Genomic DNA, 19,372 nt, shown 5'->3' with positions numbered 1-19,372 from the left:
ATGAGTCATGGACTTTTGTAATATGTACGAACAGTATTATCAACGTGTTTATTACACAGCTTTGAAGGTGACCAAGAACCATTGCTCTGCTGAAGACATCCTGCAGGAAACATTCATCAAAGCCTATGACAAGCTTGATGAAGTGCAGGAGGTGGGGAAGGTCGGAGCGTGGTTGTCTACGATTGCTCACCGGAAAGCGATCGACTTATTGAGGAAAGAGAAGAAGATGGTGATTCTGCCTATAGAGGAGCTTCCGCTTCCTGTGCCAAACGGGGAGGATATGTCTTCAGACGTAGAACAGATTTGTGAGTATCATCACTTACAAGAAAACGTCAAAAAGCGAATCATTACTTTAACTCCCAAACTTCGGGCTGTCTTTCAATTGAGCTACATTAGAGAGATGCAGGAAAAAGAAATTGCCCTGGAACTGAATATTTCCCCAGCAGCTGTTAAATCAAGACTTCACCGTGCCAGACAGGTAATGAAGGGGAAATTCGGTAAAGAAATGATGCACTATTATACAGCGTAATAAAAAGCAGGACTCTCAGATGATGAGTCCTGCTTTTTTATAGGTTTATAGAGCTGGAGTGGGAGTAGGTTCACCATAGCCATTTTCATAAGATGAATCGATATCTCTGCGAATCTGCTCTATGGATTTTCCTTCTTGATAATCAATGATGGATTGGGCAGCAATTTCCAGGCATACGCCACATTTCGTTCCATGATCATCCCATACGATGCTTCCATCTTTTTTGTTCTCGTGGACAAAGCAATCGTAGTTATCGCGGTGGCCGACGCTCTCGCCGCACCCACAGTAACAAGGGATATTTTCTAACAAGTCTTTATTTTGGGCTACAGCCTTATAAAGTGTTTGCATTTCTTCCGGTTTTTCTTCCATGAAAGCTGGTAATGTGTCTTGAGAAGCCGTTTCTTCCCGTATATCGCCATGTACGTGTTCAGTTTGGGATTCTTCGCTGTCCTGTTGGCCTCCTTCTTCCTGAGGAGAGGAGCAGCCAGCCAAGCCGCTGCCGAGAACGAGACTGATAATAAGCAGCCAACTTATTTTCATAATAAAACACCCTTTATGATTTAATAGTTCTATCATAAAGAGGGGGTGAAAAAGAATCAATCTTTTTAAGCAAGTTTAAACAATTAGTCACATTTACTTTCCGAATGAAGATAGAAATTTGACTCGATCGCCCATAGGCGGGATGTTCTCATCAACGAGAGCGACTTCCAGGACAGCTGGACCGGCAGAAGTAAGCACAGCGGAAAGGTTTTCATCGTTGATGTCTTCAAGGGAATTTATACGCACATTAGGCACCCCTAGTGTTGCTGCCATTTGTGAAATGTCGACACTTTCTTGAGCAAAGCGCTCATGAGCACGGTCATATTGGAGAGAATGGCCATGATGGACCATCCCAAGACGGGCGTTATTCATGACGACAAACAGTACAGGAATATCATATTCTTTCGCAGTCAGAAGTTCCATACCGTGCATGAAAAAGCAGCCATCCCCCGTTATGCTGACAGTTGGACGTTCAGGATCGGCGAGTTTGGCACCGATGCTGCTGGCGATTCCGCTTCCCATTGCTCCGAAGTGGACGTTGATATCAAAAGAGTCAGATGTTTGGACAGCCATATGATTAATAACGTAAGCCATGAACTCCCCGATATCAATGGTGAATCTTGTTTCTATCGGGAGGTTCTCCTGAAGAGCGAGCAGCACGTTGTGGGAGTTGTACTCTTCTGTTAATACCTGTGTATTACGTTCGAGAGAAGGGAGGGACAGCCGGTTTAGTCCCATGCTGTTCAAACTTTTGATCAAACAGGGGACCGTAACATTCATATCTCCATGTAGAGCAAGGTCTACAGGGTATTTACGATTGAAAACGGCGGCATCATAATCGACCTGGATGACTTCTTTATTTTTCGTAATATTCGGGTTCCAGTTGTTGGTGGCTGTTTCACCAAGACTGGAACCCAGGATGAGCACAGTTTCTGCTTCTTCCTCATTAATTAATGCAGAGGCTGTTTCATGTCCAGCAAAGCCGAAGACCCCTCGTAGTAATGGATGTGTATCAGGAATGAAGCCTTTTGCCTGTGGTGTGGTTACGATTGGCCAGTTCAACATTTCCGCTAATTCAAGGACACTTTCTACGGACCCTCTTGTGCCTTGCCCGACAAAAATATATCCACTTTCTGAACGAGCCAGCTTTTCCGCTGCTTCCAATATGTCTTCCTCATTCGGAATCAAGGGGGCACGTTCAGGGAACGTGGGGAATGGAGGTGCTGGAATGTCTTGGAGTTGAACGTCGATCGGCATAGCAATATGGACTGGGCCGGGTACACCAGTCAGGGCAATTTCAACAGCTTTATGGACCTCAGTAAGTAAATCATCTGCATGGTCGACCCTCTGGCTATATTTGGTGACAGATTGATAGAGTGGGTCTGCATGCAATTCCTGCGAGGCGTTCAAGCCGACTGTATTTACCGGCACGGATCCCGTTAAGAACAGCACAGGAAGGTGTTCACGCATGGCGTTAGCGGCTCCTGTTATTAAGTTCGTGGCCCCTGGACCGCTACTTCCAATACAAACCCCCAGCGAATTTGAGTATTTAGCATAGGAAGCAGCCATATAAGAAGCCGCACCTTCGTGTTTGGAGATGACTGGCGTGATGGAAGGTGTATCATAGAGTTCATCGAAGAAAGCATTCACAGATCCGGCAGGAATCCCAAAAATATAGGACACACCCCCGGAAACAAGATAGTCCAACACAGCTCGAACAGATTTCATTTTAATAGCCCCTTTGAGTGAATTTTTTTAAAAAATGATGTTCAAATGCTTTGGACTGAAGTGGCCGGCTATAATAAAAGCCTTGGATCCAATGACAACCATGATCAGCGAGAAACTTCGCTTGTTCTTCTTTCTCCACTCCTTCTGCGATCACATTCAAGTGTAAGCTATCCGCTAAGGTGATGATCGTCTTTGTAATAGCCGCGTTGTTGGAATTGGTCGTGATGTCATCGATGAAAGATTTATCGATCTTAAGCGTATCTACAGGGAAGTCTTTTAAATACCCTAAAGAAGAATACCCAGTCCCGAAATCATCTATGGAAATCTGGACGCCCAATTCCTTCAACTCCCCGATTGTTTTCAATGTTTGTTCAGTATTATGGATGATCAGGTTCTCAGTCAGTTCCAATTCCAGAAGAAAAGGAGGCAGACCGGTTTCTATTAATATTTCTTTAACCATTGGCACAAGTTTTTTTTGACTAAACTGATGTGGAGATAAATTAGCGGAGATGACCAAGTTCTTATGCCCATCCTCATACCATTTCTTCATTTGTAAGCATGCTTTGCGGATGACCCATTCACCGAGTGGGATGATCAATCCGGTTTCTTCAGCCAAGGGGATGAAATGAGCGGGGGAAAGTGTCCCAAGCTGAGGATGATTCCAGCGAATCAAAGATTCCATACCAATCAATTCATTGGTTCGGACATTAAATTTTGGCTGGTAATAAAGTTCGAATTCCCAGTCGTGCTGCAAAGCTTTAAAAAGATCATTTTCCAGCTGTATTTGCTCTACCGCTCTATTTTCAATGTCAGGGAAAAAGAGTTGGAACTGGTTACCTGACATTTCTTTTGCTTTGTACATGGCTACATCTGCATGCTTGATCAATGTTTCGGCACTTTCTCCATTTTCAGGGTATAAGCTGATCCCGATAGATGTTTTAATCGCGACTTCTTGATTCATTACTGTAAAAGGCTCATCAAAAGTGTGCAAAATACGCTGCGCGCAGTTGACGGCATGCTCTTTCCGCTGAATTGTAGGAAGAAGGATGATGAATTCATCGCCTCCTTGCCTGGATACAGTCGCCTCTTTCGGAATGGCTTGTTGCAAGCGTTCAGCGACCATCTTTAATACTTTATCTCCGAAGCTATGGCCGAATGTATCATTGATTTTTTTAAAACGGTCAAGGTCCAGGAACATAATCGCGACAGGCTTTTGATTCAGTTCTGCATACCTCAACGCTTGGTTTAGACGATCCTGGAATAAAACACGGTTCGGAATGTTAGTGACACTGTCGTAATAGGCGTGGTATTTAATCTTTTCCTCCATTTGCTTACGCGAAGTCACATCCTTGAATGTAACCACATAACCGACGGTGAAGTTATCTTCTTTTTGAGGGGTAATGACATATTCCACCGGGAAGGAGCCCCCCTCTTTGGTGGAGAAGAAATGGTCACTACCATCATAATGCTGCACTTGTTCAAAGGATTTAATAAACGTATCCTCATCTGTAACCAGGTCATCCCAGTTGAAAATTTGCTTGTACGAGCAGCCGATGATTTCTTTTTCATTATCATAGCCAAGCAAGCCGGTAGCCGAAGGGTTGGCGAAAGTGATTTCTCCATCCAGGTCGATTCCGAAAATACCTTCACCCGCAGAATTCAAGATGAGTGCCTTTTCACGACTGAGTTGTTTAAGGTCAGCGATCGCACCTTCAAGTTCAGTATTTTTATGAGTGATTTCTGAAGTGCGTTCTTGGATGATCATTTCTTGTTTTTCCATATAAAGAAGGTTGAAAAGGACAGGGGCCGTCGTATCTACGATGGACTCAGCAAGCTGACGACTTGAATCGGGGTAGACATGATCGGTATTATTCAGGTTGACGATCGCCACAGCGCCAAGAACCTTGCCGATAGACACGAGAGGGATCATGTATAGTCCCTGGATACCAAAATCTTTACAAATCTCGTGATTCGGTCGGCGATCCTTATACACATCAGGGATCATAATCGATTGTTTCGTTTCAATGACTTCCTGAAAAACAAGGTCTTCTTCATATTTGAACTTTACACGTTGGTGTGTCTCTTTCCATTCCTCTTCTGACCAGTCGCTTTCCTTACTGAGACTGGCGGGTGTGAGGTTGTGTGTCAGAACAGGGTCGATGAAGTGGGCGCCGATGTCAGGATTGTCGAGGACTTTTCCTAAATAGTAAAAACATTTGTCCAGTGCTTCCTGGAGAGAAGAGCAGAGAGACAAATCCCGTGTGACATTCAGTAATAATTGTTTTTCGGAGATCAACTTTTCCTTCCTCGTAAGGTTGTTCGCGTTTCTTATCGCCACTGCAGCCATATTTACATAGGCTTTGACAGATTCTATTTCAGAGGTGGTCAAATTCATGGGAGCCCCATAATCAAATAAAAATACAAGCCCATATAGTTCGTCCCCATAAGAAATAGGTGCGACCAGGAGGGAATTTATTTTGAATGCTTGAACAGCTCTTTGGTCAGGCCGGTCATCTTTGGATGTATCCGGAATGTAAATCGCTTTTCCTGTTTCGATGACTTCTTTAGCTAAAAGGTCGAATTGAGGATTGACGATGTGCATGTCGAGGGACATTCCATTAATGAGGGCGGGTTTACCAACATACCCTTGATACGTGCCATCTTCACGGGGCAAATAAATGCCCACGGAGTCACATCTCACGATTTCTTCTGATATGGCTGTTACGACGTGTTCTAATACTTCGCGTAAATCAAGCTTTGTGTTGATCAGCTTTGTTATATGCGCGAGACGAGAATATCTGGTTTGTTCTTCAGCCATTGTAAAACCCCCACAGATGTCATATTTTGATAATGTTCGACTATTATTATGAACTTCCTGCAAAAGAACTGAATTTTTTATAATGAAAAAGGAAATATGGAACAAAAGGATCACTTTTGTTCCATATTTCTACATGATATTAAGAAGTGAACCTGCTGCCACACCAACCAATACGATGGCCCATGCAGGGATTTTGAAAAAATGTAAAAGTGCGAAGAGGACAGCAGCGAGTGCGAAATCTGCCGGTTCCAAAATCGAGCTCGTTATAACAGGGTCGTAGAAAGCAGCAAGCAGGATACCGACGACACTGGCATTTACGCCTGTAAGCATACCTTGAAAAGCCGGACGCTTTCTCAGTTCATTTAAGAAAGGTAAGGCCGCTATCAAAAATAAGAAGGAGGGTAGGAAAATTCCAGCGGTGGCGACCATCGCACCGCCAAACCCTTCAATCATCGTCCCTAGATAACTGGAAAATGTGAATAAAGGTCCTGGTACCGCTTGGGCCATTCCGTATCCACCAAGAAATTCGTTAGCCGTCAGCCACCCTGTAGGTACGACTTCACGTTCAAGCATTGGCAAAACGACATGTCCACCCCCGAATACGAGGGAACCAACACGGAAGAAGGTGTCAAATAACTGAATAAGGATGTTGTCCGTGTTTTTTGCGATCAACGGAAGCACAACAAGCAACGTAACCAATATACTGAGTGACGCGAGACCGGACTTTTTTGAAAACGTTACCGGGAAGGGGTGGATTTTCGATTCTGCTTGGCTGGAAAACATCTTCCATCCAAACAACCCGCACGCGAATATGATTAAGATTTGCATCCACGCAGAGGGGTAAAGTAATAATATCAATGCAGAGACCATGGCGATGGCGATCCGCGGTTTGTCAGGAGTCAACTTCTTTCCTAAACCAATCAATGCGTGAAGGACGACAGCTGCTGCGACAACCTTCAAGCTATGGATGAAAGTTGCATCACCGAGTTCGTATGACTGATACAACAACGCGAATATCACTAAAACGAGGATGGATGGGACCGTAAAGCCGATCCAGGAAACGATCCCCCCTAATAAACCTCCACGCAACATACCGATGGCGATTCCCACTTGGCTGCTGGCAGGGCCGGGAAGAAACTGGCATAGAGCGATGATGTCTGCATACATTTTGTCGTCTAGCCATTTCTTGCGATCGATGTATTCTTCTTTGAAATAAGCCAGGTGGGCAACAGGGCCGCCGAAAGAGGTGAGTCCGAGTTTAGTAGAGGCTTTGAAAATTTCTAATAAAGAACCTTCAGGTTTGCTCATGATCGATATTCCTCCAATCTTTTCCGAGAACTTCTTCTGCCAATTCACGGACTTGGTGTTTTCCTTCTTTTAGTACCTGTTTTCCTTTGGGGGTGATGGTGTAGTATTTTCGTACTTTACCATCAACGTTTTCTTCGAATTTCTCAAGGAGTCCAGTAGAGTGCAGCTGTCTTAATGTGGGATATAATGTGCCGGGACTGATATCATAGCCGTGAGAAGCCAATTCCTCTATTAAATAGGCACCATAAATAGGCTCTACGTTTGCATGATAGAGGATGTGTATTTTGATAGAACCTAAGAAGAAATCTCTTAACATGAATGTGCACCTCCATTATCGAAATTCGATATCAATATACGATATCAATAAAGAAAATACAATAAGAAACGCGCAGACTTTACAAAAGTCTGCGCGTTTCTTTACAAATCAACTATTTTGTTAGTGTTTCGACTACTTTATCGATGGTCATTCCGTGGGCGATGACTCCATCGATTGTCCAGTGGCTCGGTTCATTCATCACATAGACTTGATCATTTTGAGCAGCTTTTGTATTTTGCCATACAGAACTGTTTTTCAAAATTTCAAGGCCGGGCTCTCCTTCGAGTCCGATTAAGAAAACATGGTCAGCATCCATTTGTCCAAGTTTCTCCAAGGCAATAGGGTTCCACTGTTCTTCTGGCTCTGGCAGATTTTGAATGAATTCAGGTTGGGTGACGTCCATTTCATTATATAAGATTTCTGCTCCATAGCGCGTATTGTCAAAAACGTAGAATTGTTCGCCAGTTGTCCAGATGAAAGCAACCGATTCATCACCAATGCTTTCTTTTAAACTGGATTGAGCTTTTTTTACTTTTTCATCAAAATCAGAAAGAACTTTTTCTGCTTCTTCCTGTTTATTCAAAATTTCACCCATTTGCGTTAATTGTTTACGCCAATCCGCATTAGTCTCCTTCTCGAAAACATAGGTAGGAGCAATGCTTTGATAATCCTCATAACTACCATTTTGTAAAGCGGATGGAGAACTGAAGATAATCAGTTCGGGATTCTGCTCAATCGTTTGTTCTATGGGTAAATCCCAGCCGATTTTCGGTACCCCTTCAAGTTGGGGCTGTAAATAATCAAGAACTGTATTCCCAATAGACCATTGAGCGACAGGCTGCTCTCCTAAGGCGATTAATGAATCTTCTAAGTATGGAGCTAAAATGCGATCAGGTTCAGCAGGAATGGTAACTTCACCCATGGCGTGCTCTAAGGTGCGTTCACTTGATTCTTCTGTGTTTTCATCTGCGCTATCTTCACTATTTTCAGAACCACTACTATTACAAGCGGTGGCCAGTGTAAGTATAAATATAAGGCTGATCATAACAAAAAAACGTTGTTTTAACACTTAAGTATCCCCCTAGAAAATGATGTTTGTACGATAATGATAATCATTTTCAATAGTAGTGTCAATAGCCTTCGAGATTTAAAATCTTGAATCATGAGGAATATATAGATATACTGATGTAGTGATAATGATTCTCATTTTATATGATTACATAGATAAAAGAATCAAGAGAGGGTAGCTGACTGTGAGTGAACATGCAAACCATTCCGAAAAACAACAACTAGAAGGCTTAACGAGCCGTTATTTGCGAGCGACGATCATTTTTATCATAGCCAGTTTCTTAGTGGTCTTTCTATTAGGGGTATCCATCTCTCTAGGGGTGACGGATATTCAATTACAAACGGTTTGGGAAGCGGTTTTCGCTTTTGATTCCAGCCTGACGAACCACCAGGTGATTTGGGAACTGCGTCTGCCCCGAGCATTGGGGGCTGCTCTTGTCGGTGCTTTCCTTGCTGTGTCAGGAGCGGTAATGCAAGGATTGACCCGTAATCCACTTGCTTCCCCTTCAATCATGGGAGTGACACATGGAGCGGCTTTCGCTTTAATTGTGGCCATTGTCTTCTTTCCGACCATCAGCAATTTCGGAATGACGATTTCTGCATTTATAGGAGCTGGACTTGGTGTCATTCTCGTTTTTGCTGTCGGTTCATTTTCTAAAGGTGGATTGACTCCTGTGAAGTTAGCGCTTGCTGGAGTGGCAGTAGGCGGGATGCTCAGTTCTTTATCATCTGCCATCTCCCTGCACTTTCAAGTGGCGAAGCAAATGAGTTTTTGGTATGCAGGCGGGTTGGCAGCGACCGATTGGCTTTCTGTAAAAATCCTGTTGATTGCAGGAGGCGTTGGGTTGACCCTTGCTTTCATCATCTCGCGTGCTGTTACGATTCTCAGTTTAGGAGAGGACGTCTCTAAGGGGCTCGGGCAAAATACCTTAGTCGCTAAGTCTCTGGGCATTATTGTTGTATTTGTTTTGACGGGTGCAGCTGTCTCTGTGGCAGGGACAGTAGGATTCATCGGTCTGGTGATCCCTCACGTAACAAGGTTCTTCGTTGGAACGGATTACCGTTTGATTATCCCAGTATCAGCGGTGTTCGGGAGCTTGCTACTTGTTCTCTCTGATATAGGAGCACGGTTAGTGAATGCGCCTTATGAAACACCGGTAGGAGCGATCACGGCATGTATCGGGGTTCCTTTTTTCCTTTATCTTGCTCGTGGTGAAGGGAGGGGGATATGATGAATCAAAAAAGATTGCCCATTGTAATCGGAGCTTTAATCATTCTCCTTATTACCGTGTTCATCTTGAGTTTGAATATGGGGGTTGTAAAGATTGCGCCGCTTGATGTACTGCGGACATTTTTTGGTCAAGGCACGGAAAAGCAAAACCTGGTTCTGTTTGATTTCCGTCTCCCAGGAATGATCATCGCTCTAGTGATCGGCGCAGGTCTGGGTATTTCCGGAGCCATCCTTCAAGGCGTAGCACAGAATGATCTGGCTGATCCTGGAATCCTGGGTATTAATACTGGTGCAGGCTTTGCCGTAATTTTGTATATTTTCTTTTTCCAGGAATCGATGGCAAGGGTCACAGGCATAGGTCTTTATATTCTTCCTGTTTTCGCATTGGTCGGCGCGTTCGTAGCTGCCATTCTCGTTTATGTGCTGGCTTGGAAAAAAGGGGTCAATCCCGTTCGGTTGATTTTAGTGGGGATCGGTGTCAATGCAGGTTTCAGTGCTGCCTTGATTATCTTTCAGGTCAAAATGAACCCCCAGGACTTTAATCAAGCTCTCGTTTGGCTGGCCGGGGATATTTGGATGAGTAATTGGAATCTTGTTTTAGCCGTGGTCCCGATTATTATTCTGATGATGCTTTATACCATCTATAAATCTTCAACATTGAATATTTTGAATCTCGGTGATCAGATGTCGATCGGACTTGGTGCTGCTGTTGAAAAGGAGCGGCGAACGCTCTTGCTATTAGCTGTCGGTTTGGCTGGGTTATGTGTAGCTGCAGGTGGCGGCATTGCTTTTCTTGGACTGGTCGCTCCACACATCGCGAGGAGGTTGATTGGACCGCGACATGAGCAGATGCTCCCTGTCGCAGCTTTGACTGGCGCTTTGTTTTTATTGGCAGCAGATACGATCGGAAAGAATATCATTGCACCTGCTGAGATCCCTGTAGGAATTGTTGTCTCCATCGTCAGTACGCCATATTTCATCTACTTACTTATGAAAACCCAATAGAAGGGGAGGACGAATATGAAGGATATGTATGATGTGACCATCATTGGTGGGGGAACGACAGGTTTGTACTCTGCCTTTTATAGCGGAATGAGAGATTTAAAGACAAAGGTCATCGAGTATCAGCCGGACTTTGGTGGAAAGGTCTCCTTTTTCTACCCTGAGAAAAAGATTTATGATGTCGGCGGGTTCCCTGGGGTCTCAGGGGAGGACTTGGTTGCTAATGTTGAAGAACAAGCATTGAGCGTCCAACCGAAATTGGTGACAGGTAAAAAGATCAAGTCTATAGAAAAACTGGATGATGGTTCGTTTGTATTGACTGCTGATGATGGTGAAGCTCATTTTTCGAAGACGGTTCTCATTGCCTCAGGATTGGGAACGTTTGAAATGGAACCATTACAAGTATTGGGACGTGCACATTATGATGGGAAGCATATTCACTACACAATTCGGAACTTGAAGCAGTACACCGGAAAAAAAGTTGCCGTCATTTCGCAAAACCGTGTTGGAATCGACTGGTCTCTAGCTTTGGAAAAAGTCGCAGAAGAAGTCCATGTCATCAACAGGGGGAAGGAGTTCAAAGCTGTATATGAACAGGATTTAGAGAAATTGGAAGCATCTTCTGTCCATATTCATAAAAACAAGGCGGTTGAGGAACTTGTCGGAGATGGGGTCACACTTACCGGCGTTGTCTTACAGGATGGAATGGAATTGGAAGTTGATCACATTCTTGTTTATGAAGGCTTGAATATTGAGAAAAGCTTGTATGATCAGTGGGGATTGGAGACAGAAAAAGGCCGGATTCCAGTTGGGACGGACATGTGCTCGAATATTGATGGAATGTTTATAGCGGGAGACGCAGCCATTTATCCAAGTAAAACGATGTTGATCGCTTCGGGATTCAATGAGGCGATGGCAGCGGTCAATAGTGCAGCCGTGTTTCTTGATCCGAAAGCGAAAGGCCAAGTGTACAGCACAGTAATTTATAAACATCTTGAATAATGATATAGAAGTAACCCGAACCCTGGATTCTGACCGGGATTCGGGTTTTTGTGTTCATTGATTCGGATAAAAAATGATCTAGTTCAACGGCCTGGGTTCTGTCCATCGCTCATTTATCTTACATTAAAGTATCGGGCTTCTGGATGGGCGAAAACCATGGCTGTAACGGAGGCTTCTGGTTCCATCATACATTCTTCTGTAAGCTCAATCCCTATTTCTTCAGGTTGAATTAATTGGAACAACTTCTTCTGGTCGTCTAATTCAGGACAGGCTGGATAACCGAAAGAGTAGCGTTGTCCCTGGTATTTGGCTGAAAAGCGTTCTTGCATTGAGAAATCTGTAGGGTCAGGAAATCCCCATTTATCACGTATTTGTTGGTGAATCTGTTCTGCTAAACCTTCAGCTGTTTCTAAAGCTAAGGCTTGCAAGGCATGGCTTTCTAAGTAATGACCTTGTTCTTTCAATTCAACGGCTCTTTTTCGTATGCCTTTTCCAGCAGTGACAGCGAAAAATCCCACATAGTCCATCTCTCCACTATGAACTGGGCGCAAATAATCAGCTAAACAGAGGTGTGGCTCTTTATTCTGTCTTGGAAAAGCGAACCGTTCTACGATGGTCGAATGATCGCCAGGGTCGTAAATGATGACATCATCTCCATCCGATTGAGCAGGGAAGAAACGGTACATGGATGATGGCTGAACCCATTGCTCTGCTTTTGCCCGAGTTATAAGCCCATCCACCACTTCTTTCAAATGGAGTGCTTTTTCATTTTTCTGCTCAAGGAGTTTTGTGAACTTTCCTTTCAAGCCTAAATGATGACCAATAAGCATTTGCATGTTGATATAGGGCTCGATATGGGCGACAGGGTGGCGGCGGATGACGTGTTTTTCAAAGTCATGAGGTTTGAAAACAGGGACCTTTGTTGAAACTCTCGACTTCGCTTTCGTCGCTACCGCCGTGGCACCATCGCCTTCTGTTCGAGTAGCTGCTCTTGATAAAGCTATCGCTTGTTTTTGAGCGTGATCTTCTAGAAACTTGCCGCGTTGTTCCTCTGTGCTTAACTGGTTGGAAATGGATAGACCATCCATCGCATCTTTTGCATATAAAACAGGGCCATCATATTCCGGGGATATTTTTGTATGGGTGAACTTTCTTGATAAAGCTGCACCCCCGACAAGAATCGGTAGCGATATTTTCTGCTGTGCCAAGTCTTGGGCGGTCAACACCATTTGTTGGGCAGATTTGACGAGCAATCCGGAAAGGCCGACGATTGTCGGGTTTTCCTGTTTGATTTGTGCAATCAGTTCGGCAGGAGTGACCTTTATTCCAAGGTCGACCACCTCAAATCCATTGTTGCTTAAAATGATTTCAACAAGATTTTTACCTATATCATGGACGTCACCTTTGACGGTAGCTAACAGCACTTTTCCTTTTTTGTTGGACGTATCGCCTTTTTCCATATGGGGTTCAAGAAAAGCGACGGAAGCTTTCATTACTTCGGCGCTTTGTAAAACCTCCGCTACAATTAATTGATTGTCATTGAATAGCCGTCCTACCTCTGCCATTCCGTCCATCAAGGGGCCATTGATGATTAACAGGGGCGTGTCATATTCAGCAAGGGCCTTTTCTAAATCAGGAAGAAGTCCTTCTTTCGTACCCTCGACAACGTAGTGGGCAAGACGTTCAGCTAGAGTCATGGTCGATGTGGGTACTTTTTTCTCTTTTTTCTTACCACGATAAAAAGCAGTGAATGCAGCCAATGTTTGATCACTTGTATTGAACAAAAGTTCGTCCGCTTGTTTGATTTCTTTTTCATCAATAGAGGCGTAACGCTCCAATTTTTCCGTATTGACAATTGCGTAGTCAAGTCCCGCTTTGGTGCAGTGATATAGGTAAACCGCGTTCAACACTTCACGCCCCACAGGAGGGAGACCGAACGAGACGTTGCTCACACCGAGAACCGTCTGACATAGGGGGAGGTGTTCTTTAATCAGTCGAATGCCTTCAATGGTCGCCTCAGCTGACCCGATATATTGTTCATCACCAGTGCCGACAGGAAAGACGAGAGGATCGAATATGATATCTTGCGGGTTCATACCATATTCAAAGACAAGAATGTCATGTGACCGCTTAGCCACCTCCAGCTTCCTCTCAGCTGTAACAGCCATACCTTCTTCATCGATTGTACCGACGACGAGTGCTGCTCCGTATTGCTTTACCAGCGGGAGGACATCTTTGAAGCGCTCAACTCCATCCTCCAAGTTGATGGAGTTGATAATCACTTTCCCTTGAGAGAAAGTGAGTGCTTTTTCAATAACATTCATATCTGTGGAATCGATGACGAGTGGTACCTTCACTTTGTTGACGACTTGTTTCATGAACGCTTCCATATCCGTGACTTCATCCCTGTCAGGGTCAGCAAGGCAAATATCGATGACTTGTGCACCTTTCTTCACTTGTGCTCGAGCGATTTCGGAAGCTTCTTCAAATTTTCCTTCTGCAATAAGTCGTTTGAACTTCCGTGACCCAATTACATTTGTGCGCTCTCCGATGAGGATCGGACGGTCGCCGGGATCATCGTAAATTAATGGTTCGATTCCGGTTACTGCGTGGGCATGTGATTTCGGTGCTTTTCTTGGAGGGCATCCCTTCACTGCTTCTGCGATCGCTTTAATGTGAGCGGGAGTCGTGCCACAGCAGCCCCCAACCACATTCAGCCAGCCTTTTTCAGCAAAGCCGGCGACTTTGGCAGCTAACGATTCTGGTGTTTCATGATAGTTACCCTCTTCATCTGGCAAGCCGGCATTTGGATAACAGCTCACTGCTGTCGTAGCCAAATCAGAGAGAGAACGGAGGTGATCACGCATGAATTCTGGTCCTGTTGCGCAGTTCAACCCGACAGCGCTCGGTTCCATATGCTCCAGGGACAGATAAAATGCTTCGATGCTTTGGCCGGCGAGCGTTGTCCCCATCGGTTCAATAGTTCCCGATATGAAGAGGGGTAATTTTTTTTGTAAACCTTCACTCGCACGTGTTATACCGAGAAATGCAGCTTTCACATTCAGCATGTCTTGAGAAGTTTCCAACAATAACAAATCGACTTCGCCTTTGATCAATCCCCTTGCTTGTTCCTCGTAAGCGCGAGTTAAAGCTTCAAAAGTAGTTCCACCTGTGACGGATAATGTTTTAGTGGTCGGTCCCATTGCACCAGCTACAAAACGAGGCCGGTTTTCGGTGGTATAGCGAGCTGCGGCTTGCTTCGCAATTTTGGCAGCTTCGGTATTGATTTCTCCTGCTAAATGACCAAGATCGTAATCATTAAGAACGAGATCGGTAGCCCCGAATGTATTCGTTTCGATGATGTCTGCCCCTGCTTCTAAGTAACTGGAATGAATGGAATCCAGCAGACTGGGGTAAGTCAAATTTAAGTATTCATTACATCCATCATAAGCTTCTCCACCGAAATCAGCAGGGGAGAGGTCTGCTTCTTGGAGCATCGTGCCCATCGCTCCATCCAAAACCAAGATTCTTTTCTGCAGGTGTTGATCAAACAATGTGGATCCCATCAGATAACTTCCTTTCTTTTGATGCACTTTTCTCATGGATATAGTTGGTCAGTTCAACGGTCATTTCGTAACGTAAGAAAGGTGTGATCAAATAGATTCCGTTGAATAAATCCATTGCTGTATCAATCAATGATTTGGCAATGCTGATGCCTTCGGCTTGCGCCTGTGCTTTATTGTCTCCTGCTTGTTCCATTCGTTCGAGTATATCAGCAGAAAGTGTCATGCCTGGTACTTCATTGTGTAAAAATTCTGCGTTGCGTACGCTGGTGAGGGGCATGATTCCGATGTAGATTGGCGCATCCACGTGCTTCGTAGCTTCATAAACTTCAACGAGTTGTTTTTCGTTAAAGACGGGCTGGCTGATAAAATAATCCGCTCCATAACTGATTTTTTTCTCCATCCGTCCCACGGCCCTGTTCAAGTTACGCACATTCGGGTTAAAAGCGGCGGCTACTGAGAAAGAAGTGTTCTCACCTAAAGATTTCCCAGAAAAGGAAATGCCCTTGTTCAGCTGTTTGATGTAATGGATCAAGTCGAATGATGACAAGTCATACACAGATGTCGCTCCAGGAAAGTCTCCGATTTTCGTAGGGTCACCTGTGACGGCAAGGACTTGGTGGATGCCCAGCGTATGCAATCCTAACAGATGTGACTGTAAGCCGATTAAATTACGGTCACGGCAGGCGATATGGACGAGAGGATCGACGTTATATTTTGATTTGATGATGGAAGCCATCGTCGAGTTGCTTATTCTAGGGGAGGCGAGGGAGTTATCGGCTAAGGTGATGGAATCGACGCCCGCTTCCTGCAAAGCTTTTGCGCCCTTTAGAAAACGCTCGGTGTTCAATTTCTTTGGTGGATCAAGCTCAACGATAATTGAACGCCCTTTCCTTGCTAATTCGTGCAAGTGGGGCGTTTGTTTTTCTTTCTTTGCAACATTCACATCCGTTTTCTTTTTCAATGGAACTTTTTTTTCTTGCATCGGCTTTTTCCCTTTTACTCTCGCAGCAATTGCTTCGATGTGTTCGGGCGTGGTGCCGCAGCATCCCCCGATCAGATGCACCCCTTGTTCATATAGCGATTGCGCGCTCTTTTGAAAATAGGAAGGGTCCGTCGGATAAACAAGTCTGCCATCCTGGAAAGCTGGCAGACTTGCATTCGGATACGCAGACAAGACCGCTTTATCGGGGAGTGGCACCTCCTCTAATGATTGGATCATATGATAGGGACCAAGACGACAATTGACACCTACGACATCCGCTCCTTTTTCCTCTAAAAGCCCCAAAGCTTCTGTGAGGGGCGTGCCATCTTGCAGCACACCTGCTTCATGCATCGAAACTTGAGCAATGACGGGTAGATCGGTTTCTTTTCTCACAATCTCTAAAACTGTTGTTACTTCTTCTAAATCATAGAAGGTTTCGAGCAGCAGCCCGTCTACTTCTTCGAACAATAAACAGTAGAGTTGTTCTCGAAAGCTGCGCTTGATTTCTTCCAGGGGCACTGCTTGTTTTTGAATGCCACGGACTCCTCCCATCGTGCCGACCACATATTGCTCGGGGCCCACTGCCTGTTTAGCTAAGCGTACTGCCTGGGTGTTGATTTCTTTGACTTGGTTTTGTAGTCCGTAGCGGGTCAGCTTTATATAATTAGCGCCATAGGTGTTGGTCTGGATGACATCGGCTCCAGCATTTACGTAGGCACGGTGAACATTCAACACTTCTTCAGAATGGGAAAGGTTGAGATCTTCAAAACAACGATCGATCCCATAAGAATAGAGTAGTGTCCCCATTGCGCCATCGCCGATCAGTGTTTTTTGCTGTAATGCATCACGTAAGTTCATGATTCACCCTCCTGTTCGTCAAAAAAGAGTAAGGATGGATTTGCTTCAATGCCTGCTGAAAATCTTCGATGAGGTCTTCAGGTTTTTCCAGTCCAACTGATAAACGGAGTAATCCATCTGTAATGCCCCGTTTTTCTCTTTCCTCTTTAGGCATAGAAGCATGAGACATACGGGCTGGGTAAGAGAGAATCGATTCAACGGCACCTAAGCTTACAGCATAAACAGGAATTTCTACCGCATTAGTGAACTGTCTAACAGCATCTTCATCCCGTAAACGGAAGGAGAGGATCGCTCCTGCACCCTCGGATTGATAAGAATGAATCGAGTTTCCTGGATGTGATGAAAAGCCAGGATAAAAAACTTCCTCAATCAATGGGTGTTTGGTAAGTTCTTCGGCGATTTTCGCTGCAGAGGCGGAGGATTGGGCAAGACGGCAATGCAATGTCTTCAATCCGCGTAACACGAGCCAACAATCGTGTGCCCCAAGAATCGAACCGAATGAATTTTGTAAAAAGGATAGTCGTTCAGCGAGGTCGGGTTGATGAGTGGCAGCCAAACCTGCGACGACATCGCTGTGACCGGCGATGAACTTTGTTGCACTGTGAAGGACAAGATCTGCCCCCAGTTCCAAAGGACGCTGCAGAGCTGGCGTCATGAAAGTGTTGTCGACAAAAGTCCAACAGTCGTTGGCTTTGGCCAGCTTAGAGACAGCTCTGATATCCGTGATTTTTAATGTCGGATTGGATGGGGTCTCAATGTAGACAAGCTTTGTATTCGGCCGTATGGACGTCGCTACAGCATGCAGGTCGGTCATATCTACAAATGTGTGATCGATTCCAAACCTTTGAAGAACGTCATTGATCATGCGGAATGTCCCGCCATACACATCTTCTGAAATCACCACATGATCCCATTGAGATAGCAGCATGAAAGAAGTTGAAATGGCAGCCATTCCTGAAGCGAAAGCGAACCCGTCGGTGCCATTTTCAAGCCCGGCAATCGTATCTTCCAAAGCTTTTCGTGTCGGATTGCCAGACCGGCTGTAATCATAAGTCCCCGGATTATCAAAATCCTGTTGGTGGAACGTGGATGCTTGCTGAATCGGAACACTCACGGCTCCTGTGTGGGGGTCGAACTTGTAGTCACTGTGTAACAAACGTGTTTGCAAAGAATGATCGGTCATTGGGCTAACTCCTCCTTAGGTAATTGACTCAGTGTCTGATCGAGGTCGTGCAATAAGTCATCGATATGCTCAATTCCTACAGAAAAACGTAACAGCCGGTTGCATACTCCGTAACTGACCCGGATTTCTTCAGGAATATCCGCGTGGGTTTGAGAAGCCGGATAAGTGATGAAACTTTCCACGCCTCCTAAACTTTCTGCAAAGCTGATAAGGTTTAAGTTTCGTAAAAAAGGGTCGATCCAGGCTTCAGACTTAAGCCTGAAAGAAACCATTCCGCCTTTACCTGGATAAAAGATTTCTGTAATGGCAGGGTGCTTTTCAAGGTGCTGGACGACAGCTTTTGCATTGCTTTCATGTTGTCTCATCCTCAGCGGGAGTGTCTTCATTCCCCTCATTACCAGCCAAGAATCGAAAGGGGAGAGGACGGCCCCGGACGTATTTTGATGGAAGGCGAGTTTTTCGTTCACTTCCTGACCTTTACTGACCAGTAATCCTGCCAGTACGTCATTATGGCCGGCTAAATATTTTGTAGCGCTATGGATCACCACATCCGCTCCTTCTTCAATAGGCTTTTGCAGCATTGGAGTGTAGAGGGTGTTGTCTACAAGAAGGAGTAAGTCATGCGCTTTTGCAAATGATGAGATTTCCTGGATATCAGCTGTGTGCATCAATGGATTTGTAGGTGTTTCAATATAAACAGCCTTGGTTCTACTATTTATATAGTTTTTGAGATTTTGTAATTGATTGCTGTCACAGTAGTGAAAGACAATCCCATAACGTTCATGTACGTGTTCAAAAAGACGGAAGGTACCTCCATATAAATCTTCAGAAACAAGGATTTCATCGCCTTGTTTGAAAAGGGAGAGAGCTGTCTGTATCGCGGCCATTCCAGAGCTGAAAGCGAACCCCGCTTCTCCGTTTTCAATATCGGCGATAGATGATTCGAGTATTTTCCTTGTCGGGTTACCTGTTCTGGTGTAGTCAAACCCTGTGGATTCACCAAGCCCTGGGTGACGGTAAGGGGTGGAAAAATAGACGGGCGGGTTGATCGCCCCCGTCGGTTCCTCTCGTTGATTGCCAGTTTGGACGAATTTCGTATCAGTATGTGGACACATATGGATGCTCCTTTTCGCTTCATGTTTATAGTTGAGTCAGAGTGTTGAGCTTCTACCAATTCCCGATTGTTGAATAAGGAAGGTGGTTCCAGCTAAGGCTGTTAAATTGAATTATTCAAAAAATAA

General features: G+C 44.7%; 14 protein-coding genes. 4 read left to right on the top strand and 10 right to left on the bottom strand.

What is annotated here, in order from left to right; translation table 11 throughout:
- Positions 1 to 7 precede the first annotated feature (7 nt).
- Positions 8 to 529, top strand: a complete 522-nt coding sequence (locus ACTWPX_RS19095) for an RNA polymerase sigma factor (RefSeq protein ID WP_443121092.1) — start codon at positions 8 to 10, stop codon at positions 527 to 529.
- Between the two features lie 45 nt (positions 530 to 574).
- On the opposite strand, the gene ACTWPX_RS19090 is transcribed toward ACTWPX_RS19095, so the two are convergent.
- The 6 genes from ACTWPX_RS19090 to ACTWPX_RS19065 form a co-directional block, all read right to left on the bottom strand.
- Entirely contained in the window at positions 575 to 1,069 is a 495-nt protein-coding gene (locus ACTWPX_RS19090) for a PCYCGC motif-containing (lipo)protein (protein WP_443121091.1), read from the bottom strand.
- 93 nt (positions 1,070 to 1,162) lie between these two features.
- Positions 1,163 to 2,797, bottom strand: a complete 1,635-nt coding sequence (locus ACTWPX_RS19085; RefSeq protein ID WP_443121090.1) for a thiamine pyrophosphate-binding protein — start codon at positions 2,795 to 2,797, stop codon at positions 1,163 to 1,165.
- 1 nt (position 2,798) lies between these two features.
- The gene (locus ACTWPX_RS19080) at positions 2,799 to 5,615 is read right to left on the bottom strand and encodes an EAL domain-containing protein (protein WP_443121089.1); all 2,817 of its coding nucleotides are present in this window, start codon (positions 5,613 to 5,615) and stop codon (positions 2,799 to 2,801) included.
- Between the two features lie 129 nt (positions 5,616 to 5,744).
- Positions 5,745 to 6,923 (bottom strand): chromate efflux transporter, encoded by a 1,179-nt coding sequence (gene chrA / locus ACTWPX_RS19075; protein ID WP_443121088.1) that lies wholly within the window; start codon positions 6,921 to 6,923, stop codon positions 5,745 to 5,747.
- Positions 6,910 to 7,239: a PadR family transcriptional regulator gene (locus ACTWPX_RS19070; RefSeq protein WP_443121087.1), complete on the bottom strand. Its 330-nt coding sequence runs from the start codon at positions 7,237 to 7,239 to the stop codon at positions 6,910 to 6,912. The genes chrA and ACTWPX_RS19070 overlap by 14 nt, the downstream gene beginning before the upstream one ends.
- A gap of 112 nt (positions 7,240 to 7,351) precedes the next feature.
- A complete protein-coding gene (locus ACTWPX_RS19065; RefSeq protein ID WP_443121086.1) occupies positions 7,352 to 8,308 on the bottom strand; it encodes an ABC transporter substrate-binding protein in 957 nt (318 codons plus the stop codon).
- Between the two features lie 184 nt (positions 8,309 to 8,492).
- On the opposite strand from ACTWPX_RS19065, the gene ACTWPX_RS19060 reads away from it, so the two are divergent.
- The 3 genes from ACTWPX_RS19060 to ACTWPX_RS19050 are packed head-to-tail and all read left to right on the top strand — an operon-like array spanning position 8,493 to position 11,542.
- Positions 8,493 to 9,539 carry a FecCD family ABC transporter permease gene (locus tag ACTWPX_RS19060; RefSeq protein WP_443121085.1) on the top strand — a complete coding sequence of 349 codons (1,047 nt, stop codon included), beginning with the start codon at positions 8,493 to 8,495 and terminating at the stop codon, positions 9,537 to 9,539.
- Positions 9,539 to 10,543, top strand: a complete 1,005-nt coding sequence (locus ACTWPX_RS19055; RefSeq protein ID WP_443121084.1) for a FecCD family ABC transporter permease — start codon at positions 9,539 to 9,541, stop codon at positions 10,541 to 10,543. The genes ACTWPX_RS19060 and ACTWPX_RS19055 overlap by 1 nt, the downstream gene beginning before the upstream one ends.
- Before the next feature lie 15 nt (positions 10,544 to 10,558).
- Positions 10,559 to 11,542, top strand: coding sequence for an NAD(P)/FAD-dependent oxidoreductase (locus ACTWPX_RS19050; RefSeq protein WP_443121083.1), 984 nt, complete (start codon positions 10,559 to 10,561; stop codon positions 11,540 to 11,542).
- A gap of 113 nt (positions 11,543 to 11,655) precedes the next feature.
- On the opposite strand, the gene metH is transcribed toward ACTWPX_RS19050, so the two are convergent.
- Genes metH through ACTWPX_RS19030 form a run of 4 tightly spaced genes read right to left on the bottom strand, consistent with a single transcriptional unit; the run spans position 11,656 to position 19,246 of the window.
- Positions 11,656 to 15,108 (bottom strand): methionine synthase, encoded by a 3,453-nt coding sequence (gene metH, locus ACTWPX_RS19045; RefSeq protein ID WP_443121082.1) that lies wholly within the window; start codon positions 15,106 to 15,108, stop codon positions 11,656 to 11,658.
- Complete coding sequence (locus ACTWPX_RS19040) at positions 15,089 to 16,948, bottom strand: bifunctional homocysteine S-methyltransferase/methylenetetrahydrofolate reductase (RefSeq protein WP_443121081.1); 1,860 nt, start codon at positions 16,946 to 16,948, stop codon at positions 15,089 to 15,091. The genes metH and ACTWPX_RS19040 overlap by 20 nt, the downstream gene beginning before the upstream one ends.
- The gene (gene metC / locus ACTWPX_RS19035) at positions 16,935 to 18,131 is read right to left on the bottom strand and encodes a cystathionine beta-lyase (protein ID WP_443121080.1); all 1,197 of its coding nucleotides are present in this window, start codon (positions 18,129 to 18,131) and stop codon (positions 16,935 to 16,937) included. Before metC ends, ACTWPX_RS19040 begins: the two co-directional genes overlap by 14 nt.
- Positions 18,128 to 19,246: a methionine biosynthesis PLP-dependent protein gene (locus ACTWPX_RS19030; RefSeq protein WP_443121079.1), complete on the bottom strand. Its 1,119-nt coding sequence runs from the start codon at positions 19,244 to 19,246 to the stop codon at positions 18,128 to 18,130. The genes metC and ACTWPX_RS19030 overlap by 4 nt, the downstream gene beginning before the upstream one ends.
- Positions 19,247 to 19,372: the final 126 nt, after the last annotated feature.

This window comes from Halobacillus sp. H74, from assembly GCF_052246715.1.
In the GTDB taxonomy this organism is placed as follows: domain Bacteria; phylum Bacillota; class Bacilli; order Bacillales; family Halobacillaceae; genus Halobacillus; species Halobacillus litoralis_A.
Note: the sequence above shows the minus strand (reverse complement) of the source record. Positions and strands in the feature narration are given on the sequence as shown.